The 20,600-nt window shown below is 41.0% G+C and carries 26 protein-coding genes and 1 tRNA gene; 7 read left to right on the forward strand and 20 right to left on the reverse strand.

Going from position 1 to position 20,600, the window contains the following annotated elements:
* Positions 1-46: 46 nt before the first annotated feature.
* The 3 genes from BPOF4_RS15930 to BPOF4_RS15945 all read right to left on the reverse strand — a co-directional run bounded on the left by BPOF4_RS15930 (position 47) and on the right by BPOF4_RS15945 (position 2,738).
* A complete protein-coding gene (locus tag BPOF4_RS15930; RefSeq protein WP_012960236.1) occupies positions 47-889 on the reverse strand; it encodes a hypothetical protein in 843 nt (280 codons plus the stop codon).
* Between the two features lie 323 nt (positions 890-1,212).
* A complete protein-coding gene (locus BPOF4_RS15935) occupies positions 1,213-1,701 on the reverse strand; it encodes a helix-turn-helix domain-containing protein (protein WP_012960237.1) in 489 nt (162 codons plus the stop codon).
* An 806-nt stretch (positions 1,702-2,507) separates the two neighbouring features.
* Positions 2,508-2,738 carry a hypothetical protein gene (locus BPOF4_RS15945; protein WP_012960239.1) on the reverse strand — a complete coding sequence of 77 codons (231 nt, stop codon included), beginning with the start codon at positions 2,736-2,738 and terminating at the stop codon, positions 2,508-2,510.
* 142 nt (positions 2,739-2,880) lie between these two features.
* Here BPOF4_RS15945 and BPOF4_RS15950 point away from each other — a divergent pair, with 142 nt between their 5' ends.
* On the forward strand, positions 2,881-3,099 hold the full coding sequence (locus tag BPOF4_RS15950; protein WP_012960240.1) for a helix-turn-helix domain-containing protein: 219 nt from the start codon (positions 2,881-2,883) through the stop codon (positions 3,097-3,099).
* A gap of 22 nt (positions 3,100-3,121) precedes the next feature.
* Here the strand turns inward: BPOF4_RS15950 and BPOF4_RS15955 are convergent, their stop codons facing one another.
* From BPOF4_RS15955 to BPOF4_RS22815, 4 genes are all read right to left on the reverse strand, one after another.
* Positions 3,122-3,529 carry a hypothetical protein gene (locus BPOF4_RS15955; protein ID WP_012960241.1) on the reverse strand — a complete coding sequence of 136 codons (408 nt, stop codon included), beginning with the start codon at positions 3,527-3,529 and terminating at the stop codon, positions 3,122-3,124.
* A 183-nt stretch (positions 3,530-3,712) separates the two neighbouring features.
* Positions 3,713-4,021 (reverse strand): hypothetical protein, encoded by a 309-nt coding sequence (locus BPOF4_RS15960; RefSeq protein WP_012960242.1) that lies wholly within the window; start codon positions 4,019-4,021, stop codon positions 3,713-3,715.
* A 205-nt stretch (positions 4,022-4,226) separates the two neighbouring features.
* Positions 4,227-4,595 carry a hypothetical protein gene (locus BPOF4_RS15965; RefSeq protein ID WP_012960243.1) on the reverse strand — a complete coding sequence of 123 codons (369 nt, stop codon included), beginning with the start codon at positions 4,593-4,595 and terminating at the stop codon, positions 4,227-4,229.
* Positions 4,588-4,719 (reverse strand): hypothetical protein, encoded by a 132-nt coding sequence (locus BPOF4_RS22815; protein WP_012960244.1) that lies wholly within the window; start codon positions 4,717-4,719, stop codon positions 4,588-4,590. Before BPOF4_RS22815 ends, BPOF4_RS15965 begins: the two co-directional genes overlap by 8 nt.
* A gap of 145 nt (positions 4,720-4,864) precedes the next feature.
* Between BPOF4_RS22815 and BPOF4_RS15970 the strand changes: the two genes are divergently transcribed.
* Both BPOF4_RS15970 and BPOF4_RS15975 read left to right on the forward strand, forming a co-directional pair.
* Positions 4,865-5,080, forward strand: coding sequence for a helix-turn-helix domain-containing protein (locus BPOF4_RS15970; RefSeq protein WP_012960245.1), 216 nt, complete (start codon positions 4,865-4,867; stop codon positions 5,078-5,080).
* Entirely contained in the window at positions 5,077-5,481 is a 405-nt protein-coding gene (locus BPOF4_RS15975) for an endonuclease domain-containing protein (protein WP_041822502.1), read from the forward strand. Before BPOF4_RS15970 ends, BPOF4_RS15975 begins: the two co-directional genes overlap by 4 nt.
* Here BPOF4_RS15975 and BPOF4_RS15980 read toward each other — a convergent pair.
* From BPOF4_RS15980 to BPOF4_RS15990, 3 genes are all read right to left on the reverse strand, one after another.
* Complete coding sequence (locus tag BPOF4_RS15980; RefSeq protein ID WP_012960247.1) at positions 5,471-6,211, reverse strand: helix-turn-helix domain-containing protein; 741 nt, start codon at positions 6,209-6,211, stop codon at positions 5,471-5,473. The two genes, BPOF4_RS15975 and BPOF4_RS15980, sit on opposite strands and share 11 nt — an antisense overlap.
* A 165-nt stretch (positions 6,212-6,376) precedes the next feature.
* The gene (locus BPOF4_RS15985; RefSeq protein ID WP_012960248.1) at positions 6,377-7,423 is read right to left on the reverse strand and encodes a tyrosine-type recombinase/integrase; all 1,047 of its coding nucleotides are present in this window, start codon (positions 7,421-7,423) and stop codon (positions 6,377-6,379) included.
* A gap of 160 nt (positions 7,424-7,583) precedes the next feature.
* Positions 7,584-7,656: transfer RNA gene (locus BPOF4_RS15990), tRNA-Ala, on the reverse strand.
* Between the two features lie 137 nt (positions 7,657-7,793).
* Here BPOF4_RS15990 and BPOF4_RS15995 point away from each other — a divergent pair.
* Positions 7,794-8,273, forward strand: a complete 480-nt coding sequence (locus BPOF4_RS15995) for a hypothetical protein (RefSeq protein WP_012960249.1) — start codon at positions 7,794-7,796, stop codon at positions 8,271-8,273.
* 276 nt (positions 8,274-8,549) lie between these two features.
* On the opposite strand, the gene BPOF4_RS22820 is transcribed toward BPOF4_RS15995, so the two are convergent.
* Together BPOF4_RS22820 and BPOF4_RS22500 are read right to left on the reverse strand one after the other, a co-directional pair.
* Positions 8,550-9,053 (reverse strand): hypothetical protein, encoded by a 504-nt coding sequence (locus tag BPOF4_RS22820; protein WP_158305580.1) that lies wholly within the window; start codon positions 9,051-9,053, stop codon positions 8,550-8,552.
* 110 nt (positions 9,054-9,163) lie between these two features.
* On the reverse strand, positions 9,164-9,322 hold the full coding sequence (locus BPOF4_RS22500) for a hypothetical protein (RefSeq protein WP_012960252.1): 159 nt from the start codon (positions 9,320-9,322) through the stop codon (positions 9,164-9,166).
* 116 nt (positions 9,323-9,438) lie between these two features.
* Here BPOF4_RS22500 and BPOF4_RS16010 point away from each other — a divergent pair, with 116 nt between their 5' ends.
* A complete protein-coding gene (locus tag BPOF4_RS16010) occupies positions 9,439-10,458 on the forward strand; it encodes a potassium channel family protein (protein ID WP_012960253.1) in 1,020 nt (339 codons plus the stop codon).
* Here the strand turns inward: BPOF4_RS16010 and BPOF4_RS16015 are convergent.
* From BPOF4_RS16015 to BPOF4_RS16025, 3 genes are all read right to left on the reverse strand, one after another.
* A complete protein-coding gene (locus BPOF4_RS16015) occupies positions 10,442-10,864 on the reverse strand; it encodes a YugN-like family protein (protein ID WP_012960254.1) in 423 nt (140 codons plus the stop codon). The genes BPOF4_RS16010 and BPOF4_RS16015 overlap by 17 nt on opposite strands.
* A gap of 105 nt (positions 10,865-10,969) precedes the next feature.
* Positions 10,970-12,319 (reverse strand): glucose-6-phosphate isomerase, encoded by a 1,350-nt coding sequence (locus tag BPOF4_RS16020; RefSeq protein WP_012960255.1) that lies wholly within the window; start codon positions 12,317-12,319, stop codon positions 10,970-10,972.
* Positions 12,320-12,669: 350 nt separating this feature from the next.
* Positions 12,670-13,833 (reverse strand): iron-containing alcohol dehydrogenase, encoded by a 1,164-nt coding sequence (locus BPOF4_RS16025; RefSeq protein ID WP_012960257.1) that lies wholly within the window; start codon positions 13,831-13,833, stop codon positions 12,670-12,672.
* Positions 13,834-14,056: 223 nt separating this feature from the next.
* On the opposite strand from BPOF4_RS16025, the gene BPOF4_RS16030 reads away from it, so the two are divergent.
* A complete protein-coding gene (locus tag BPOF4_RS16030; protein ID WP_012960258.1) occupies positions 14,057-14,284 on the forward strand; it encodes a DUF378 domain-containing protein in 228 nt (75 codons plus the stop codon).
* Between the two features lie 144 nt (positions 14,285-14,428).
* Here the strand turns inward: BPOF4_RS16030 and yugI are convergent, their stop codons facing one another.
* From yugI to thiM, 3 genes are all read right to left on the reverse strand, one after another.
* Positions 14,429-14,851 carry a S1 domain-containing post-transcriptional regulator GSP13 gene (yugI, locus tag BPOF4_RS16035; protein WP_012960259.1) on the reverse strand — a complete coding sequence of 141 codons (423 nt, stop codon included), beginning with the start codon at positions 14,849-14,851 and terminating at the stop codon, positions 14,429-14,431.
* 193 nt (positions 14,852-15,044) lie between these two features.
* Positions 15,045-16,202 carry a DEAD/DEAH box helicase gene (locus BPOF4_RS16040; protein WP_012960260.1) on the reverse strand — a complete coding sequence of 386 codons (1,158 nt, stop codon included), beginning with the start codon at positions 16,200-16,202 and terminating at the stop codon, positions 15,045-15,047.
* Between the two features lie 22 nt (positions 16,203-16,224).
* Positions 16,225-17,007, reverse strand: coding sequence for a hydroxyethylthiazole kinase (gene thiM, locus BPOF4_RS16045; protein ID WP_012960261.1), 783 nt, complete (start codon positions 17,005-17,007; stop codon positions 16,225-16,227).
* 208 nt (positions 17,008-17,215) lie between these two features.
* Between thiM and BPOF4_RS16050 the strand changes: the two genes are divergently transcribed.
* Complete coding sequence (locus tag BPOF4_RS16050; RefSeq protein ID WP_012957436.1) at positions 17,216-18,331, forward strand: IS4 family transposase; 1,116 nt, start codon at positions 17,216-17,218, stop codon at positions 18,329-18,331.
* Positions 18,332-18,900: 569 nt separating this feature from the next.
* Here BPOF4_RS16050 and BPOF4_RS16060 read toward each other — a convergent pair.
* Positions 18,901-20,073: an aminotransferase gene (locus BPOF4_RS16060; RefSeq protein WP_012960264.1), complete on the reverse strand. Its 1,173-nt coding sequence runs from the start codon at positions 20,071-20,073 to the stop codon at positions 18,901-18,903.
* Positions 20,070-20,564: an Lrp/AsnC family transcriptional regulator gene (locus BPOF4_RS16065; protein ID WP_012960265.1), complete on the reverse strand. Its 495-nt coding sequence runs from the start codon at positions 20,562-20,564 to the stop codon at positions 20,070-20,072. Before BPOF4_RS16065 ends, BPOF4_RS16060 begins: the two co-directional genes overlap by 4 nt.
* Positions 20,565-20,600: the final 36 nt, after the last annotated feature.

Below are 20,600 nucleotides of genomic sequence, written 5' to 3' on the forward strand. Positions count from 1 at the left end.
TGTTAGTTTTTATTAGCAATTTGGACATAAAAAAAGACGCTTGTCCTTAGACAACCGCCGGTAAATGAATATTCTCTTCCTCACTATATACGTGATTGAGTTCCATAAGCATATTCTCAACCGACTCTACTTCTTGCTTTGTCCCATATGCCATTGCAAGGTACCATTTAAGCATCGGAGTAGACATCTTAAACTCATTTACTTTACCGCTAAGCAATCTCGCCTGAGAGTTACTGTAGTCCAGCCCTAGTACCTTTATCTTGTGCCCCTCAAGAGAGTCGCTAGTTGGTGCCTTCTTTTTAACTCCAATCTCATTAATTTGCTTATCAATTGCTCGCTCGTATTCCTGCATTGTGAGTGTATTTCTTCTCTCCCTTTTCTCTTTGTTTTCTTCGCGAACTTCTTGGAAGGCTTCGGTCGGTAAATATGTACCGTATTTTTTAAATTGTCGTAGAGCCCGCTTCTGCTCATTGCTACATTTCTCCCCGCAATATTTACTGTTATTTGCTGACGCCTCTGAACACCTCCAACATGCGCAAATAGTTTCCCCGTAGGCATTTACTTTCGGAATGTAACCGGTATACTCAAACTCCAAAGCTTCCCATTCTTCACGCGTTTTATTCAGAACTTGGCTCCTTCTCTTGTTTTCATCGGCTTTTAGGATTGCGTTAGTAAATCCCTCAATTTCACCACGTACTCCTTCGAAAACGACTCCCTTTTTGGCATTACTTTGACGCTGCTTCGCGCTGACTGCATCCATTTCCGGCAACCCAAGTGCGATAATTTGAGTGCTTATCCTCAATACAGCTTCTGGCGCAGCATATTTACTTCCTACCATTTTGAATACTTCCTTCGCCTTCGCTTCAAGTTTCTTTTCGTTTCTAATCATCGTAATCTCCTCCTCTGATTTCCAGGCGCGCCGTGACTACCCTGCCCCTTATCTTTTGACTTTGCTTCTCTTCGCAATATATCGTGTACTTAATATCGCGTTATCTTTTTAATTTAAATATCGCGCAATAGTAGATAACCAAATGAACGAATGTGAATGCAGGTTAAGGGAAGTGTTCTTCTTCCCGCCATTGTTCTTTTGACTTTGCCCCCGCTATCTTTTGTTGGTATGTTACATATTGGTATGTTACGTATTGGTATGTTTACTTGGGGGATAGAGCACCCTATCCAATCCTCCGTCTAACACCCATTTCCATACCTCCGTTAGACACCGTAATCGCTAAAATTCGGCTCTATAATCTCCCCATTTTCACTCACCAGGTAGCCGTCATCAGTTATCCGCGGGCAGAATGAAACAAAGTACCACTTTGCACGCCTCGTTCCATCCCAATGATCGCGAGTCTCGGATATTAGTCCGTTCGCCACTAAAATTCCAACTAGCTTCGGAATCCTCTTTTCGTCTATACCTAACGCGCTTTTAATGCGGGCCACGCTCGGAAATGCAGCTCCAAACCGCTCATTTTGCGTGCCATCTTTGCGTAAATAATTGCCGTCCACATACGATAATAGGTAAAAATACAGCGCTATAAGGTCACGCGACTGGAATTTCCGCTGATTTCGACCGTGATTCGCTTGAATTTCAGCTATGATGCGCGGAAATACCTTACGTATGACGTCGAGATTATACATTTCGTAGTTCCTCCCTTCTAACAATTCCTTTTTATCGTTCGGTAATTGCTTCTGTTCGTTCATGTTTTTCCCCCCTTAATAAATCCTACAATCTAAACATGCCATTCTGCGCAAAAATAGATAAACTTTTTATATACTCACTTACTATGTGGGACAGTAACCCATTAAATTGGGACATAAAAAAGTCTTCATAAGACTATACGCAAAAGAACCCCTCCGAGGGGAAAAGAATTTTTAACCCTATATACTTCTAGACCGTTTTGAGCCGCTATGTCGCACACTTTCCCTTAATTAGTTTTTAAAAAAATAATCCAACCCCGAAAAGCTGACGTAATAAGTTTATTGACTTACACAAACATATGTTCTAATATATAATTAAAGGAACGACACGCCAATGCCGCTCCTCTCCTAGAAAGCCCCTCGCCTAAAGAGGCCTTCGTTATTAGCCGATTATTGCCGTAACCGACTATCTATGTAGGGTATTTGCCGATACCCCGATGCTCCTCCGACGCATTCCCCGATCGGGCTGCCACACCCTTGCGCGTTCATCGGAGACGCCAACTACACCAAACGCTCTAAACCGAAGCTATAATCGGAACATCGATCCGCATATAGCCGAAAGTAATCGTATGCTGATAGCGCTTGTAGTCGACCATATAGCTCGGTAAGCCCGACCGGCTTACGAATGCCTTCTGCCAAAAGGATCGACCAACCTAGACGGTTATCAGCATCTACTGCGCCAAGTCTTACTTCGTCTCGTGCTGTATATATTGCGATGCGATTCTTATGATCAACTAATGCGCTATGCCGCTCCGTCTTAATGCGTCCATCCGATTCGAAGGAGTCCTTGATTGTCGTTAGACTGAAATTCATGCTAACATCGCCTCCGCTTGATGCGGTAACGTGAATCCCAATTCTTCGATCACTTCGCAGTTTACATATGATCCGCCTAGATAGGCGCCTCGTGCTGCAAAGCCTTGCTCGACTATAAATGAGTCAAAGTCTTCTACTTCAATTATTAACTGCTCGCCAGTCGCAGCCAACGTTACTAGGAAAGCATTCATTTCCGGTTGAAAAATAAATCCGATTAATTTGTTCATGTTAATTTCCCCTCCGTTTAGTGTTAAAATAGTTAGTAGTCAATTTGTCTGTATGTCAACATCCTGACCTTCTGTAATCATCATACAATTGATACGTCTAAATGTCAACATGCTGACATAAAATTATTTTGGAGGGGATCTTATGATTATTTGTACACTTGGTGAAATTATGGAAAAGCGCGGCTTATCTAATAAAGACGTCGTTGAATTAACCGGAGTTAGTCGTAATACTATTAAAGGCTTTCAATCAGATGCCTCTAAACGCATTGACTACGAAACATTAGATAAATTTTGCGAAGGACTGAATCTAACACCTGGAGAATTGCTGAAATACATAGAAAACGCCCCAGCCCGCGACTAATGCGAGTTGAGGCGTTTTTTGTTTACCACACGATCTTACCTGCTGTAGATCGACCGAGAACGATTTCATTTTGCGAATCGTCGTATACTCCAACTAATACTCGGTAATCGTCCCATAGTCCGCCTAAAGATTCATTGCTTGGCGCTTCATAATCGGTTAACATAGCCGCTCGAGAAGACAATGCGCGAACAAAGCTATCTGATAGCTCTTTGGCCAACTCTTCAGAGATTGCGGCGTTTTCTGCTATTATAGCAAGGTTAATTTGATTGTCGTCTTGAACGGACACCGCAGCATCGCTTACGTGTTCATTATCTTTCATTAAATCCGTAGCGTAGTTAATCATATCCTCTGTAACTTCATGCCTCGGCTCACTACTGCCGCATGCTGTAAGAGCAAATAATAACAAGAAGGCGGCTAGAATCTTTTTCATTAATAAATACCCCTCTACTTTTAACTTATTGTATTGAATTACATAACTCTGATTACTTCACACTAATATTTTGATTATACTGATATTAGTAGACATTAATATAAAACAAGAATATAATAATAAAGAATCGATTTTAGAAGGATCGGTAGTGCCTCTTGCATTTTTGCAGGAGGTTTTTTTTCGTTATGCTTTCGCTTTCTTTCCGCTCATAACCATCGCTGCAAACAGTAGCCCGCCGAGCGCCAAGCCTAGCACGAAGCCGATCGGACCTAACAGTAAGCCGACGATAGGGAACGTCAATAAGAAGGTAAGCCCGCAACCGACGCGCTGTACTTTACGACCGACAGCTTTCGTTTTATCCGCAAATTCTTCGTGCTCCTTCTGCGCCTGCTCAGCGTTAAGTTTAACTGTTTCAGCTTTTGCGGCATTTTCCGCCTTCTTCGCTTGATACTTTGCGTCCTGTTTCGTATACCAATTCTTAAATGCGCCCATTGTCGGCACCTCCGATAAGTAATATTGTCCTATTACCAATGTAACGTATACATTTATTTCTTTCAATGTAAATTTTTATAAAATAAACAACCACCCTAATAATGCCAGCATTCCATATATTAAAGCTCGCTCCTCATCTGTAAACCAACGCTCCCTAACCTCGTAAGACTTGTAAGAGCCTCGAATTCTAACGAGCTTGATCGGTCTATCCGATGGTAATTTTAATTCCGCCGTTTTCGCGAACCTGCCTAATTCGTCCCTGTTCCGGTTGCTGACGTCTAGTTGCTTCTTCCGTTCGTCTGATTTTCTGTTCGCCATTGACGTCCCCGCCTCCCCTCTCTTCCGACTGCCCTTGCGATAGCCATAAACCGTGGTCCGATGCGCTCCAATCAGCGCGGGGGAGAGGGACGTCTTTGCGTAAATAAGGACGTATCAGCTCACTAAATAGATTCGAGTGGGCAGCGTTAAACAATGCCGCCCGTATTATTTGATTGCGATCGAGAGTCGTTGCTTTAAATAGCGCATCAACGTAATCTTTATAGACGTCTGCATACCGTACTGTCGGCCTATACATCTTGCTCGGTACCTTTCTCGTGCAATAGTTCGGTAATTGCGAGACGTCCAGCTGGTGTCAGATAAATTTTGTAATTACCCTCCGCTAATACTTTCACCAATTCTTCTGCTAGTTGCTTCGTCATATAATCAGCCTCCTCATGATGTGTGACGCCTCGTCGACGTCCTTGATAAAGTATACAAAGCATCGCTTGTCCGTTATGTCATAAAGTTGCCCGAAGTTTAAAAAATGACATTATGGACAGACTTACACTTAAGGAGGTGTCCTGAATGTTCGGAATCGGAAAACCGCGCAGCAAATTCGGAAAGAAAATTGATAAGTACGGAATAACACAATTAGACTTAGAAAAAGAGTCAAATCTTAGTCGTGGTACGATATCTAAAATGTGTAACGATAAAGACTATAGGCCGAAAATGGCGACCGAGTTAAAAGTTAAGAAAGCGCTTATTAATTTAGGGCAGGATCCTTCTAACTTTGGCTTATGATAATTGAATACGCTATCTTCTTTGCACTAATTGGCTTTTGTTTACTACTATTCTTCCTTTCTGAAAGACAATACAAACCGCGCCAACACACGCCCCGCGACAAATGTGAATCACCAATAGAACGGCGCTTATATGACGGTTTACTTGCTCGGGGTTATTCGCCATTAACACAGGTACCATGCGGAAAATATCGCATAGACATAGCACTTGTGTCTCACAAATTAGCGATTGAAGCTGACGGTAAGGCATTCCATAGCTCACCGCAACAGAAAGCACGCGATAAACGTAGAGACGCCTTTTTGCGTAATAATGGCTGGCGTGTCATGCGCTTCAGTGGTCGACAAATATTTCGTGAATTAAACTCCGTACTTGATCGCATAGAGAAGGAAATTAGCTCGTAAGCCACGTCATATCATGGGCCAGCTTTTCACGCCCTAGCAAACGGATAGCGCGAGCCGTAGCTGCTTGGAATGCGTTGTATAAGTAATTTGCGAAGTTATTTATCTTACCGCGCTTATGCTTGAATATTGACGCATTAAACGCTTCTACGAATGGCTCCGGATTATCTTCAACCATTACGCTACGGCTAATTGAACGTTTAGCACGCAATAGGATGCCGTAATACTTATAAATGTCGTCTGCTTCGAAATAACGAGACATCGCTTCGTAGACTTCCTTAGGCAACGCTTGAGCTAACGTATTGGCAGGCGCGACAGTATCTTTTAATGTATTAATAGATTGCGCTTTAGTAGGAGCTTCTTTGGCGTGACATTCCGGCATGACATCAACTTTAATCGGCTTAATTACGATAGCATTTGCAGCTTGGCGACGATCACCTTTAACTCGCTTCAATTCGTGCTGTTCGATTATGCCGAGTTCTTCAAGGCGGTTACATGCGCGGATAACAGTACGCCGTGACTTACCGATCAATTCAGCGATTTTATTCTTGCGCAGATAAGAGACGCCTAGATACTTGCATGAATGACGCGCAATTACGTCTAGGACTTCGCGAATAGTTGGTGTAAGTTGTTCCGCGTGTTGGTCGCGGTGTTCTTTAATGGCCGCATTAAGATCGGCTATACTCGCAAAGGTAGCGAGCTTTTCGTATGTATTTTTATCGGCTAATAGCATGGCGATGCCCTCCCGTTTGAGTGCGCATCACACGAATATACGTTCGGTTAAATAGATAGACCGGTTGCGTATTGACTAGACCGGATTTTTTCGATAAACTAAACATAGGCTTGAGTGGTTTACCGATGAGTGTCTAGTGCATTCGTAGGTGAAGCGCTCTTTTTTTTATCTCAAGATTTTTCTCTCTTTATTTAACTTCCCAATAACTCCGTTAATAGGTGAATACTGCTCGTGTTGCTTCGCAATACTCTTGCCGCTTACATGGGTATAACGAGTAGTCATTCTAAGATCCGCGTGACCAAGTATTAATTGCAAATGGCGAATGTCACCCCCAGCTTCTAAGAACATTGTCGCTCCGGTATGTCTAAACAGATGCGGATGAACGTTCCTTTCTATCCCGGCTTTCTTCGCAAAGCCTTTCAGACGACTACGAAAATGATTTGGCTCAAGTTGCTCTCCATAGTTAGACAAGAAGATATATTCACTATCAAAAACATCTACTTCTTTTATTAGCTCTTTTAATAAGCGTGCTGTTCTTTTCTGAAATGGCACATGCCTGCCTTTTCGTGTCTTTGTAATTTCTGCTCGTATATGAACGGTATTGTCTTTGAAATCTATGTCTCGCTTTCTAAGCGTACAAACTTCATTAATCCTGCACATTGTGTCTAACAAAAAAGTCATAATTACGTAATCACGAAAATCAGCATATTTCCGGTGATAGGGAACTGACATTAACGCTTTAAGCTCATCGACAGTTAAAACATCTATTTCCTTCTCTATTTGGCGAACTTTCTTTACCTTGCTAACAGGATTAAAGTCTGCTAAATCTTCGTCTACTAAGAACGAAAAGAATGTTTTTAGAGTCTTTATATGATCGTTTACCGAACGTGGAGAAAGCCCTTTTGTTTGCACGTATTCCGGTTTGTGCTTATGGCCATCCCATCTAATACGTTCTCTAAGCAACCAAGCCACAAAGCCCCGCACAGTATCAGTTTCTATGGCGCGTATATCTAATTGGACGTCGTTGTTAGTTAAATATTCGCTAAAAACGCCATAAACGCGTCTGTATGACTTAAGCGTCCCTTCTGCACGCCCCTCCGCAACTTTAGAGTCGTAGTATTTTTCGAATAGCGCATCTAAATCGTAAATAGACTTTCGCCACTCTATGCCTGAACGTTCATTTTTTACCGACTTACCTGCGCGATTAGACACGACAAAAAACGCCTCCCTTTATAAGGAAAGCGTTAATAATTGCGGCTATGAACGTTAGTTGTAGCGAAACACTCCTAAATTAGGAACGCTTCGTTGCGACAAGTCTCCGTATAAGCCTTCGTATAAGAAACGTTGTTGTACCGCGGTTTGTAAAAAAAGATGGAGCATAGCGGGCTCGAACCGCTGACCTCTTCGCTGCCAGCGAAGCGCTCTCCCAGCTGAGCTAATGCCCCGTATGTAAGGTACTTGTTTTTATTATAGCAACTTTTTCTTTAATAGCAATCAATAATTTACATAGAAAAAGAGGATTATTTTAGTTATAAGTTGGCAATGTGAGTAAGAGCATCATGATTTTGGAGGTGACACTTTCATGTTCACACTATCTGACATCCCAATTTTACTTGTCTCTTTGTTCATTCTCCTTCCGCTGATTACTATCATACACCAAGCCGGTCATGTATTTTTCGTCTGGCTTTTCGGTGGAAAAGTTACATTCGTTATAGGTGCCGGTAAAAAAATATTTTCTTTTGGCTCCATAGAAATTAGAAGAATTTATTTCTGGCATTCTTTTTTTCAATTCGAAGAACTTAAACATGATACGACATTCAGCCATTTGTTAGTATTTATTGGTGGCTCTTTGTTTAACTTCATAAGCATTCTCATCGTTAACGGCTTAATTTTAATGGACATTCTTGCACCACATATCTTCTTCTATAATTTTGTTTACTTTTCAATATACTATATTTTCTTCGCCTTATTTCCGGCTAGATATTCAGAAGACCATCCTAGTGATATGATGGCGATATACGATTTGTTGAAATATGGTAAAAGATGCGATCCTTTAGACTAAAAATGTCAAAATTAGAATTTTATAGAATAAATATGTTTGAAAAATTTCTAACTTTGGTAAACAGGGAGTGTAACATCACTAAAATTTTTTAGGAGGATGATTTACATGGCTACAAACAATAACAATAATAATAACAACAATAACGGTAACACGATGAGTCGAGAGGAAGCAGGCCGTATGGGTGGAGAGAAAGTGAAACAAGAATACGGTAAAGAACATTTCCAAGAGATCGGTCAAAAGGGTGGAGAAAATTCAAATAACCAAAACTCCACATCATCAAATAATAGCAACAGTAATAACAATAACAGCACAACAGCAAACAGCAATAACAATAGCAACAACAGCAATAGCAGCAACAACAGCAGCAATAGCAGCAACAACAGCAGCAATAGCAATAGCAATAACAATAGCAACAACAATAGCAACAGCAATAACAATAGCAGCAACAGCAATAGCAACAACAGCAATAACAATAGCGGCAATAGCAATAGCAATAACAGCAATAACAATAGCAACAACAACAGCAATAACAATAGCAACAACAACAGCAATAGCAACAACAACAGCAATAACAATAGCAACAACAACAGCAATAGCAACAACAACAGCAATAACAATAGCAACAACAACAGCAATAACAGCAATAACAGCAATAACAGCAATAACAGCAATAACAGCAATAGCAACAACAGCAACAACAGCAGCAGCCAGAATATGAGTTATGAAGAAGCTGGCCGTAAAGGTGGCGAAAAAGTTAAGCAAGAGTATGGTTCTGATCACTTCGCTGAAATTGGCAAAAAAGGCGGCCAACGTTCCAGTTAAGTAAATGGTCAGCTCGTATAGAAGATCAAAAAGGAGTATTTCTCATCAGAAATACTCCTTTTTGTATGTTAAAAGATTAAATCTAACAGCCACCAGCCTAGTGCCCCAACTACGCCAACCACGAGAGAACTTATGACATTTTCTAACGTGAGTTTCTTGTGCTTTGTGACATCGAAGACAAGCCAGCCACAAAATATAGCAAATCCAAAAATAACAGCAGTTACCATATGTCCCTCTCCTCTTCATACATTCCACATTCATCTTAGCAGAGATACGATTGCTAGGACAAGAGAGTGGTTATACTGATTACTATTAATTTAAAAGGGATCGGTGGTTGTCGACCATGTTAGAGTTAGTTGTTTTACGTGCTCTTGTAGGACGTATTCCGATTGTCGCTCGATTAATATCAATCGTTTTCATTTTAGCCACAACGATTGGGTTAATTATTCACTTTATCGAACCTGATGTGTTCCCTACTTGGTTTGATGCCGTATGGTGGGCGCTAGTCACTGTCTCTACAGTTGGCTACGGGGACTTTGTACCAGTAACAACAATCGGACGTGTTTTAGGAATTATTTTAATTTTTTCAGGAGTGGGGTTTATGACTCTGTTTGTCACCTCACTTGCCGCTAAAATGATCTCGACTGTAAACGCTTTTCGTGAAGGGATGTTAACATTTATGGGTGATGGACACGTTATTATTATCGGATGGAACGAACGGAGCAGGCACGCAATTGAAAATTTGCAAAAGGTAGAACCTAAATCATCAATCGTATTAATTGATGATACGTTGCAGGAGCTGCCTCAAGGATTAAGACATATTCATTTCGTTAGAGGAAACAGCAGTGAGGATGCTACATTAAAACAGGCAAACATAGGGCTCGCAAGCAGTGTGCTTATTACTGCGCAGCATCAAGGTAGTGAGTTTTCATCAGATGCTCATTCAATTTTATCCACATTGGCTGTCAAATCTCAGCATCCAGAAGTGTATACGATTGTGGAAGTGTTAACAACTGAACAAATTGCTAATGCTAAAAGGGCTGGCGCGGATGAAATTGTGGAATCTACTACGTTGACAGGTTCGGTTCTGATAAACAGTCTGTTATACCATCATATGAGTGACGTACTAGACGACTTATTAACTTTTAATGAAAGAACTCAATTAACATTCAGCCCTATCGTGGAAGAACATGTAAACAAAACGTTTGCTGCTTTATTAAGCGAATTATACAACAGAGGAGATTTATTAATTGGAGTAAAACGTTCTGAGGAAGTTTTACTCCATCCGCCTCATGACACAGTAATACAGCAAGGTGATTTATTAATATTAATTAACAGGCTCCATGCTAGTACAATAACGTAAGTTCAAGCTCTTGAACTAAGCTCCTTGCAACAGTCATGTATTTATTGTCTACTTTAGCGTCTTTATCTACCGGCTCTTGAAATTGGTTAAAGATGCTGTTGTATGTCATCGGAATCAACCCATTTAGAGGATCTGTATTATCATCAAGTCCTTTTTGAAATTTATGACTTAAAAGAAATGGCTGCCCTAATGAAACACTTACCCCTCTTTCCCCTAACTCTCCGTCAACCGGCTGAAAAGGCAGTCGTAAAAAAATATATCCTACCTCTTCATCAATTTTATAATCAAAATATCCATGATCATAATCCCAGCCGCCTCCTATAACATAGCCAAGCGGTTTCAGTTTTTCTTCTAATACTTGAAGTTTAAATTCTTTACCTTCTACAGCAGATTGTAAAGCAATCATTCACCCCACCCTTTCTTATAGATAATGTACAACTAGTATGTGCTTTGACCGAAAGAAAAATGAGCAAACAAAAAAGATCACGCAAAAGCGTGATCTCAACAATCTTTATTTAAGGCGTTTTTCTAGCTCAGCTTTTTCTTTTTCAAAGCCAGGCTTCCCAAGAAGAGCGAACATGTTCTTCTTATATGCTTCTACTCCTGGCTGGTCAAACGGGTTGACTCCAAGTAAGTAGCCGCTGATGCCACATGCTTTTTCAAAGAAATAAATTAAATAACCGAAATGATACTCGTTTAGTTCTGGGATATTGACAATTAAGTTTGGCACTCCGCCATCAGTATGAGCAAGCATTGTCCCTTCAAAGGCTTTCTTGTTCACAAAATCCATCGTTTCCCCTGCAAGGTAGTTCAAGCCATCAAGATCATTATCAGCTTCCTCAATCTTAATCTCTTCACGAACCTTCCCTACATTCAATACCGTTTCAAATAAGTCACGACGGCCGTCTTGGACATATTGCCCCATTGAGTGCAGGTCTGTTGAAAAGTCAACAGAAGCAGGGAAAATTCCTTTTCCGTCTTTTCCTTCACTTTCTCCGTACAGCTGCTTCCACCATTCTGATACATAGTGTAGAGACGGTTCATAGTTCACCATCAGTTCAATCGTTTTGCCTTTATTGTAAAACGCATTACGTACAGCAGCATATTGATATGCTTGATTTTCTTTAAGGTCTGGATTAGAAAGGTCAGCACTTGCATCAGCAGCACCTTTCATCAGTGCTTCAATATCAAGACCACTCACAGCGATTGGCAGAAGTCCTACTGCAGTAAGTACAGAGAAACGTCCCCCAACATCGTCAGGAATGATAAAGGACTCATATCCCTCTTCATTTGCAAGAGTTTTTAGAGCTCCTTTCTCACGGTCAGTTGTTGCATAAATTCGCCGACGCGCTTCTTCTTGTCCGTATTTCTTTTCTAGGAATTCACGGAAAATACGGAAAGCAATAGCTGGCTCTGTCGTTGTCCCTGATTTTGAAATAACATTCACAGACACATCTTTACCTTCAAGCAAAGCAAATAAATCTTTTACATACGTTGAGGAAATATTGTTTCCAACAAAGAATACTTGCGGCGCTTTACGTTCTTCTTTTGACAATACATTATAAAAAGAATGATTCAATGCTTCAATCGTTGCACGTGCTCCAAGGTATGAGCCCCCAATTCCAACAACAAGAAGTACGTCGGAATCATTTTTAATTTTTTCAGCCGCTGCTTGAATGCGTGAAAATTCCTCACGATCATACGCTGTTGGCAGGTCAATCCAACCTAAAAAATCATTTCCTGCACCTGTTCCGTTATGTAGAGCTTCATGAGCTGCAGTTACAGCATCTTGCATGTTATCAATTTCATGTTGTCCAAAAAAAGACAGTGCTTTTGAATAATCGAATTGAATTTTTTCCATGAAGGTGATGCCTCCTTAATCATTTACGTTCATTTCACTATTCACTTTAACCGAATGCCTGTATAAGAATCAAGTTCATCTAGAAATGTAAGCGGAACCAGTGGAAAATTAATTCATGCTTAAAGAAAAAAGACTTGGAAAGAAGAATGTTAAAGTGGAATTTAGGAAGCACGCCGCTCCAAAAATATACTTCGCTTTCCATGGGAAGCTGGTGAGCCTCCTCGAGCTTCCTGCGCGGTCTCACCGTTGCTTTGGATCCCACTGGAGTCTACGTATATTTCTTCAGCTAAGGAATTGCTTCGTTCAAAAAACCCCTTAAATACAATCTTCAGTCCAAGTCTATCTTCACCTTATAGTGCTTCTGTTAAAATCTTTTTCACATCGTCTTTATTTAATTTTCTAAAGTTGCCGAATTCGCCGTTTTCAACTGCAATTCCAGCCATGCGGTCAATTTGTGATTCGTCGATATCATAATCAGCTAAGCGATTTGGCGCACCAAGCTCCGTCCAGAAAGCTGATAATTTATCAATTCCTTCAAGTGCAAATTCACGATCAGATTTGCCTTCTGGGTCAACTCCGAGCACTCTAGTCGCAAGCTGTACATGCCGCTCGATTCTCTCATCAAGACTATTGCGCATCCAGTGAGGGAAAATAATCGCCAATCCGCCTGCATGCGGGATATCATACACCGCAGACACTGCATGTTCAATATTATGTGTCGCCCAGTCTCCTCTTAGCCCCATTTGAGTAATGCCGTTTAAAGCCATCGTTCCACAGTATAGAATTGTTTCGCGATGTTCAATATTATTTAGGTCAGCTAGCAGCTTCGGAGCTGTTTCCATCACTGTTAATAAAATTGACTCCATAATACGATCTTGAAGCGGTGTATTCTCAGCATGATGGAAATACGCTTCAATTACATGACTCATCATATCAACCATGCCATAGATCGTTTGGTCTTCTGGTACAGATAATGTATTTTTAGGATCTAAAATAGAGAAAGTAGGGAATGAGTATGGACTTCCCCAGCCGACTTTCTGGCTAGTTTCCCAATTCGTAATAACGGACCCTGCATTCATTTCTGAACCAGTCGCAGCAAGAGTTAAGATTGTTCCAAAAGGAAGTGCTGAACTCGGCGTATCTTTTTTCGTGATGACATCCCAGATATCGCCATCATATTTAGCCCCGACAGCGATCGCCTTTGTTGCATCAATAACACTTCCGCCACCTACAGCTAAAATAAACTCGATATCATTCTCACGGCACAGCTCAATTCCTTTTCGAACCGTCGTTAAACGCGGGTTGGGTTCAACACCTGCAAGTTCCGTCACTTCGGCATTGATCTCACTTAATTGACTGATGACGTGATCGTACAAACCGTTTCGTTTAATACTGCCTCCGCCATAAACCACTAATACTTTCTTGCCATAACGCTTTACTTCATTGGCTAATTCTTCATTCTGGCCTTTACCGAAAACTAATTTAGTTGGATTTTTAAAAACAAATGGATTCATATGTATTCCTCCTTGATAGGGATTTACCTATTATTATCAACAAATACCGTGACATATGTAAAGGAAACAGACTTCAAATCCCATTTCCCATAAATTAACACTGTCTCCTAACAATAGGCAACGGTATAAGTGAATAATTGTCCACTGACATCCTCATTCTAAAAGGGAAGCACACCCTCACATCGATGGTTGTGCAAATCCTTAATAGCAGGAGGTGAATGGTGTGAGTGGTATTCAACGTACAGCGCTTGTTTTAGCGATTATCGGCGCAATTAACTGGGGGCTGATCGGATTTTTCCGTTTTGACCTTGTCGCGGCAATCTTTGGCGGACAAGCTGCAGGCCTATCTCGTTTAATTTACGCGCTTGTTGGTCTAGCTGGTCTTTATTGTATTTCAATTCTGTTCAAGCCTGATGAGGAACTTGAACGCGTACCAGAAACAGAACGATAAAAATGGCTTAAGCATCTCAAATCTTAATTTGAGGTGCTTCTTTTAATTCCTATGCCTCACTATATTCTCCAATAGATGATACTTTCCTCCAAATATATAAAATAAAAAAGCATCCAGTATAACCGGATGCTTCGGTGGCAAGAATTACTTCTTAGCGCGCTTGTTAAGATCAGCTTGAATTTCGTTAGATTGCTTTAACCATTCTTTAAGCTTATCTTCAAGTGTGTTGAAACCTTGTTGAGGTTTGTTTTGTTGTTGTGGCTTACGTCCGCCTTGACCGCCGCCAGTGTTACGAGGCTTAGCTGGACGAGCTGGGCGCTCAGGAGCTTCTTGTGTAGCACGGATAGAAAGTGAAATCTTACCAGAATTTTCTTCTACGTTCATGATTTTCACTTTAACTTCATCGCCTACAGAAAGAACATCATTGATATCTTTAACGAAACCGTGAGCTACCTCCGAAATGTGTACTAAGCCTTGTTTTTGCTCGTCAATTGCTACGAACGCACCAAAAGGCTTGATTCCTGTTACTTTACCTTCTACAATACTGCCTACTTCATAATTTGACATCTACATACATCTCCTAACTATTTATTAACCTTTTAATATTAACATAGGATGCGACTTTACGCAAAACATCGTTTAAAAAGTTTTTATTTTACATCTTTGCTTATCTTAACAGGTTTATATAGAAACGTAAAACAAGAAATGAGACAACACCTTATAAGCCATCTGACGACATGTCAGATGGCTTATGGATTAATTAACGTTTACCTGTTTTGGGCTTTTCCGAAGTTAATACTCCGCCTGCAATAAATCGTTCATCAAGCTCAATTCCAAGCTCTCTTTTGTACTTTTCAACCTTATATTCATCTTTGCGTTCAATGAAAGTAACGACCTTGCCTTCTTTGCCCATTCTGCCTGTACGTCCTGCTCGGTGAAGATAACTATCAGGACTTGCAGGAGGATCTAATTGAATGATATGGGTCACATCATCAACATCAAGTCCTCTAGCCGCTATATCTGTAGCTACTAAAATGTGAATGTCACCTTTGCGGAATTGATTTAGAGCCTTCTCACGTTCTTGCTTCGTACTGTCTGAAGAAAGTGAAGCAGCTTTAATTTTCCGGTATACGAGCTTTTCTGTCGTTTCAGCTAATTTTTCAAGCTGATTAACAAATACAATCCCTTTTTCAATTTTTTCAGCATGGATCAGCTTTCTAGCCATATCGACTCGCTCTCTTGCTTCCACGCGAATGAGCAAATGCTCAATATGATCGACTAACAGGCCCCCCTCGGCTTCCATCTCGACTGTAAAAGGTGCAAATGAAGCGATCATATCAGCAAAGTCATCGGGTAACGTCGCGGATACGAATAAGAACTGACGATCACGGCCGGCACGCTTTGCAATTTCCGTAAAAGCATCCCATGAAGATTTCTCTCCTAGCATGCGATCTGCTTCATCAACTGCAACGACTTTTAACTCATGCAATTTCAATTTCTTCATGTCTACAAGTTCCAGCACTCGGCCTGGTGTCCCAACGGCAAGCTGCGGCTTTTTCTTTTTTAGACGTTCTAATTGACGTTTAACATTCGCACCACCTATAAATGAACCAATTTCAATCGGTGCCTCTTTCGTTAGTTCACGTGCTACCTCAACAATTTGCATCGCAAGCTCTTGAGTTGGGGCAAGAATTAATACTTGAAGCCCTTTTTCCTTGCTGTTAATTTTTGCAAGAGCCGGCAGAAGGAAAGCAAGTGTTTTCCCTGTACCTGTCTGCGAGCGTGCGATAATGGATTGACCTTGGAGTGCTTCTGGAATCATTTTCGCTTGGATATCCGTTGGTTCGCTTACTCCCATTTTCGATAATGCTTCCTGATACATTGACGGCAAGCCGTCGATTTCAAACGTACCTCTCATAGTTAAGCCTCTTTCTTTTTGTTTATTTTTCTGTGCGCGTTAATTGTTTAACATCCGCATCAGTCAATTTGTTTAATTGATTTAAAAATGCTTGTTGAAAAGAACCGATACCTTGTTCGTTCGTTTCAGCAAATGCACGTTCACTGGCAATTCCGTAATAAGCGGCTGCTTTCCTGCAAGCATTCGGAATATCGTCTTTTGATACCGAGATAAACGCAGCTACTACTGCACCAAGTAAACAGCCTGTCCCAACAACTTTAGTCAGCCATGGATGACCGTTGTAGACCGTTTGGACATGAACACCGTCACTTATCACATCCACTTCTCCTGTCACAACTGCTACACAAGAAAACTGTTTTGCTGCAAGCTTAGCAAGTTCTATCGTATCACCTTCCATCGCTCCGTCAACACCTTTTACAGAAGCTTCTATCCCTGCAAGAGATGCAACTTCCCCAGCATTTCCACGAATAACGGTAATATCTACTTCTTTTAAGATCTTAAGACTCGCTTCTGTTCGAAACGACGTCGCCCCTGCTCCAACCGGATCTAATACGACCGGAACTCCAGCTTGATTTGCTGCCTTTCCAGCTATGATCATTGCTTCTACTTCTTCTGTTGATAGTGTTCCTATGTTTAATAATAGGCCGCCTGCCACCTGGGCTAGGTCGGCTGCTTCTTCTTTCGCATACGCCATAACAGGAGAAGCACCGAGTGCGAGTAATCCGTTCGCAGTAAAGTTTGTAACCACCACATTTGTCATACAGTGAATAAGCGGGTTTTCTGTTTTAATTCGTTCTAACAGCATGTCATTACTTCCCTTCGATAAATAGTTGGGTTTGAGAAAATCTTACCTTTTTTTATTTATGAAAACAAACACTAGTGTTGCATTAATATTATTTCAAGATTCAAAATACACCCAATATTCAAATTTCAGTTCATGAGCGCACAAAAAAATCCTTTACAATGGAAGTACAGGTGGTTCCTGCCCAAATCCAACGTAAAGGATATCCGCTATGGACAAGAATACACGATTATCTTCATTTGGTAAATGGGTTGCACCCATAAATATGAAACTTTTTGATGAACAAGTAAAAAAAGATGGACTAGATAAGTATAAGAAGAAATTATCAACGTCCTCTTTTACAAAACTATTTCTCTATGCACACTTGAAACAAGTGGAAAGCCTTCATGCGTTGAATGCAGAACTAGCCGATGAAAACTTACAGAAAGAACTGGGGATCAAATCAATCAGTGTTTCTCAGCTTTCTCGTAAAAACAGGGCTATAGATTCATCGCTGTTTTCCATCGTCTTTCTTGAATTAGTTCGGCAGATTCAGATGAAAACCAACCAATATCAGTCACCATTTCCTTTAAAAATTATTGATTCAAGCACCCTGCCGCTAAATCTCACCCGTTGTAACTGGGCTACATTTCGGAAGAGCAAGGGTGGTGTCAAACTTCATCTTAGATTAGTTTTTGTCGATCAAGATACGGTCTATCCTGATAAAGCGGTTATCACAAATGCCGTTGAACACGATCGGAATCAATTGGAGATTCTCGTTGATGACAAAGATGCCATGTATGTGTTTGATCGTGGATATATCGACTATCAACGGTTTGATCGCTACTTTGATGAAGGAATCTTTTTTCTCTCAAGACTGAAAAAGAATGCCGTCATAAGAGAGGTTGAATCCTATTCTTTACCTGAAGGAAGTCCGATTACAACGGATAAAATAGCGTACATCGGTACAACACAAAAGCGTACTGAAAATGTATTTCGAATCCTTGAAACAGTTGATTCCAAAGGGAATCCAATACGTTTAATCACGAATCGCTTTGACTTAAAAGCGGAAGAAATAGGCGATCTATACCGTTCAAGATGGGCAATAGAGTTATTTTTCAAATGGTTAAAGCAGCACGTCGAAATCAAAACATTTTTTGGATACAGCGAACAAGCTGTACACAATCAAATTTTCCTTGCGTTAATTACGTATTGCCTCAATGTACTCGTTCAACTTGAAGCCAAAGGAAAACCTACATTATTACGGATTACCCGATGGCTCAAGGCAACTATGTGGAGACCAGCAAGAACATGGTTCAGGTTCATTGAGCAAAGAGGAAGTCCGTAAACATGTACTAGTCGATGTTGCTTAAGTATTAAATGTATATTTTTACCAAATGGTCAGTGCCACCTCTCGCTTTGGATTGTCTTTTTAGCTCATTTACCAGAGTGAAATATAGACAGAATATTCTTACTATAATTATAGGGTTTTATGCAACACTAGTGGAAAACAAATTTAATATTTTTTTAGTTTGAGACGTTTAAAGTGTGCCCGATTGGTCATACTAGGTATTACAATCGTATTCCCCCATAATTGAGGCAAGAGCGCCATGCTCTTGCCTCCTTTTTTTATGTTAAAGAGCTGCTCCTCTAAAAGTGAGGAGCAGCTCCTCTAAAAGTGAGGAGCAGCTCTTCTGATGTAGATACGTTGCTTTGGCTAGTGAAACGGTGCAATTACTCTCTAAAAAGATACAATTCCGCTGTGCCTTGAAGCAATTAGTTGAGAAAGACGCAAAGAAACCTTTAACCGACGCAATTGCGCGAGTAAGGAGCGCAATCAGCTTTGTAACAGACGCATAAACATCCTGAAAACTTATCATTGTTCAAGACCTCACCTATTACACAGCTCCTATCAGCTTAAAACTGTTTTAAAAACCGGCCGATCCGCTCAACCGACAGTTCGAGATTTTCCATAGACGTTGCATAGGAGCAACGAATATGCCCCTCGCCGCCTTCACCGAAAACATGTCCAGGAACAACAGCAACTCGCTCTTCTAGCAAAAGCTTTTCTGCAAACTGTTCAGATGTTAGGCCTGTTTTTTCAATCGACGGGAAAGCATAGAAGGCACCGCCTGGCGTGTGACATTCCAATCCAATTTCAGAAAAAGATTTAACAAAATAATTACGACGCTGCTTATAGGACTGCTTCATGCGGTAGACATCATCCATACCGGTCTTCAGTGCCTCTAGCGCCCCGTACTGTGCCATCGTCGGGGCACACATAAGGCTGTATTGGTGGATTTTCAGCATTGCACTAAGCAAGTCTTTTGGGGCACATACAAAGCCAAGACGCCATCCTGTCATGGCAAATGCTTTTGAAAACCCTGAAATGATGACCGTTCTCTCTTTCATTCCTTCAAGGCTCGAAAAGGCCACATGCTCTTCGTCATAGGTTAATTCGGCATAGATCTCATCTGAGAAAACTAATAAATCATGACGTTCAGCCAGCTCGGCTATCTCTTTTAATTCCTCTTTATTCATCGTTGATCCCGTAGGATTATTTGGGAAACAGAGCATCATAGCTTTCGTTCGGTCTGTGATGACAGCCTCGATTTGAGCTGCGGTCACTTTAAAATCAGTATCAATATTCGTCCCTACTGCCACAGGCACCCCGCCTGCCATCGATACTAAAGGCGCATACGATACGAAACTCGGCTCGACTACAATGACTTCATCGCCTTCATCTAATATCGCCCTCATCCCGACATCGATGGCTTCACTTGCCCCTACAGTTACCAGGATCTCTGATTCAGGATCGTAATCAACAGAGAAGCGAGAAGTCATATAATTAGAGATTGCTTCTCTTAATTCAATGATGCCCGCATTGGCTGAGTAAGCAGTGAAACCGCGCTCCATCGAAGAAATACTTGCTTCACGTACGTTCCAGGGTGTCACAAAATCAGGCTCCCCAACACCAAGTGAAATGATATTATCCATACTTGATGCAAGGTCGAAAAATCGTCTTATGCCTGATGGCTGGATGGATTGCACTTTTTTAGATAAACGTTTGTTTACTTGTTTGGTTGTCATGGTGCCACCACAATTCGGCGATCTTCTTCTCCTTCTCCAAAGACCACGCCATCATGTTTATATTTCTTCAGCTGAAAATGCGTTGTTGTGGATAAAACAGAATCTACAGTTGAAAGCTTCTCTGAAACAAAGCGTGCAATCTCAGACATCGTTTTCCCTTCAATAACTACCGATAAATCATACGCACCAGACATTAAGTACAAAGCTTTCACTTCAGGAAAACGATAAATCCGCTCCGCTACTTGATCAAAACCTACTCCGCGCTGGGGAGTCACCTTAACATCGATCATCGCCGTGACCCCTTCATTTTGATCCACTTTGCTCCAGTCAATTACCGCAGAGTAGCTTAAAATAATGTGATCATCCTCAAGCTTCTTCAAGAGCCCCTTTACTTCTTCTTCAGAAGCGTCTACCATCTTAGCTAAGGTCGGTATGGAAACACGGCCATTTTCTTCTATAATATGCAAAATATCAATTGCTTTACTCTCCATCTCTCTCTATCTCCTTTCGCTTATAGCGCATGGATT

Source organism: Alkalihalophilus pseudofirmus OF4 (assembly GCF_000005825.2).
GTDB lineage: Bacteria > Bacillota > Bacilli > Bacillales > Bacillaceae_D > Alkalihalophilus > Alkalihalophilus pseudofirmus.

Bases quoted from the DNA above. Each gene is read 5' to 3' on its own strand.
- BPOF4_RS16015 (WP_012960254.1), bottom strand. From the start codon at position 10,864: ATGATTGCTTTACAATCTGCTGTAGAAGGTAAAGAATTTAAACTTCAA.
- BPOF4_RS15970 (WP_012960245.1), top strand. From the start codon at position 4,865: ATGTTCGGAATCGGAAAACCGCGCAGCAAATTCGGAAAGAAAATTGAT.
- BPOF4_RS15995 (WP_012960249.1), top strand. From the start codon at position 7,794: ATGTTCACACTATCTGACATCCCAATTTTACTTGTCTCTTTGTTCATT.
- BPOF4_RS16020 (WP_012960255.1), bottom strand. From the start codon at position 12,319: ATGGAAAAAATTCAATTCGATTATTCAAAAGCACTGTCTTTTTTTGGA.
- BPOF4_RS22815 (WP_012960244.1), bottom strand. From the start codon at position 4,719: ATGACGAAGCAACTAGCAGAAGAATTGGTGAAAGTATTAGCGGAGGGT.
- thiM (WP_012960261.1), bottom strand. From the start codon at position 17,007: ATGCTGTTAGAACGAATTAAAACAGAAAACCCGCTTATTCACTGTATG.
- BPOF4_RS15935 (WP_012960237.1), bottom strand. From the start codon at position 1,701: ATGAACGAACAGAAGCAATTACCGAACGATAAAAAGGAATTGTTAGAA.
- BPOF4_RS15930 (WP_012960236.1), bottom strand. From the start codon at position 889: ATGATTAGAAACGAAAAGAAACTTGAAGCGAAGGCGAAGGAAGTATTC.
- yugI (WP_012960259.1), bottom strand. From the start codon at position 14,851: ATGTCAAATTATGAAGTAGGCAGTATTGTAGAAGGTAAAGTAACAGGA.
- BPOF4_RS16025 (WP_012960257.1), bottom strand. From the start codon at position 13,833: ATGAATCCATTTGTTTTTAAAAATCCAACTAAATTAGTTTTCGGTAAA.
- BPOF4_RS15975 (WP_041822502.1), top strand. From the start codon at position 5,077: ATGATAATTGAATACGCTATCTTCTTTGCACTAATTGGCTTTTGTTTA.
- BPOF4_RS15955 (WP_012960241.1), bottom strand. From the start codon at position 3,529: ATGAAAAAGATTCTAGCCGCCTTCTTGTTATTATTTGCTCTTACAGCA.
- BPOF4_RS16010 (WP_012960253.1), top strand. From the start codon at position 9,439: ATGTTAGAGTTAGTTGTTTTACGTGCTCTTGTAGGACGTATTCCGATT.
- BPOF4_RS15960 (WP_012960242.1), bottom strand. From the start codon at position 4,021: ATGGGCGCATTTAAGAATTGGTATACGAAACAGGACGCAAAGTATCAA.
- BPOF4_RS15980 (WP_012960247.1), bottom strand. From the start codon at position 6,211: ATGCTATTAGCCGATAAAAATACATACGAAAAGCTCGCTACCTTTGCG.
- BPOF4_RS15965 (WP_012960243.1), bottom strand. From the start codon at position 4,595: ATGTATAGGCCGACAGTACGGTATGCAGACGTCTATAAAGATTACGTT.
- BPOF4_RS15950 (WP_012960240.1), top strand. From the start codon at position 2,881: ATGATTATTTGTACACTTGGTGAAATTATGGAAAAGCGCGGCTTATCT.
- BPOF4_RS16065 (WP_012960265.1), bottom strand. From the start codon at position 20,564: ATGGAGAGTAAAGCAATTGATATTTTGCATATTATAGAAGAAAATGGC.
- BPOF4_RS16060 (WP_012960264.1), bottom strand. From the start codon at position 20,073: ATGACAACCAAACAAGTAAACAAACGTTTATCTAAAAAAGTGCAATCC.
- BPOF4_RS16050 (WP_012957436.1), top strand. From the start codon at position 17,216: ATGGACAAGAATACACGATTATCTTCATTTGGTAAATGGGTTGCACCC.
- BPOF4_RS16040 (WP_012960260.1), bottom strand. From the start codon at position 16,202: ATGAGAGGTACGTTTGAAATCGACGGCTTGCCGTCAATGTATCAGGAA.
- BPOF4_RS15945 (WP_012960239.1), bottom strand. From the start codon at position 2,738: ATGAACAAATTAATCGGATTTATTTTTCAACCGGAAATGAATGCTTTC.
- BPOF4_RS22500 (WP_012960252.1), bottom strand. From the start codon at position 9,322: ATGGTAACTGCTGTTATTTTTGGATTTGCTATATTTTGTGGCTGGCTT.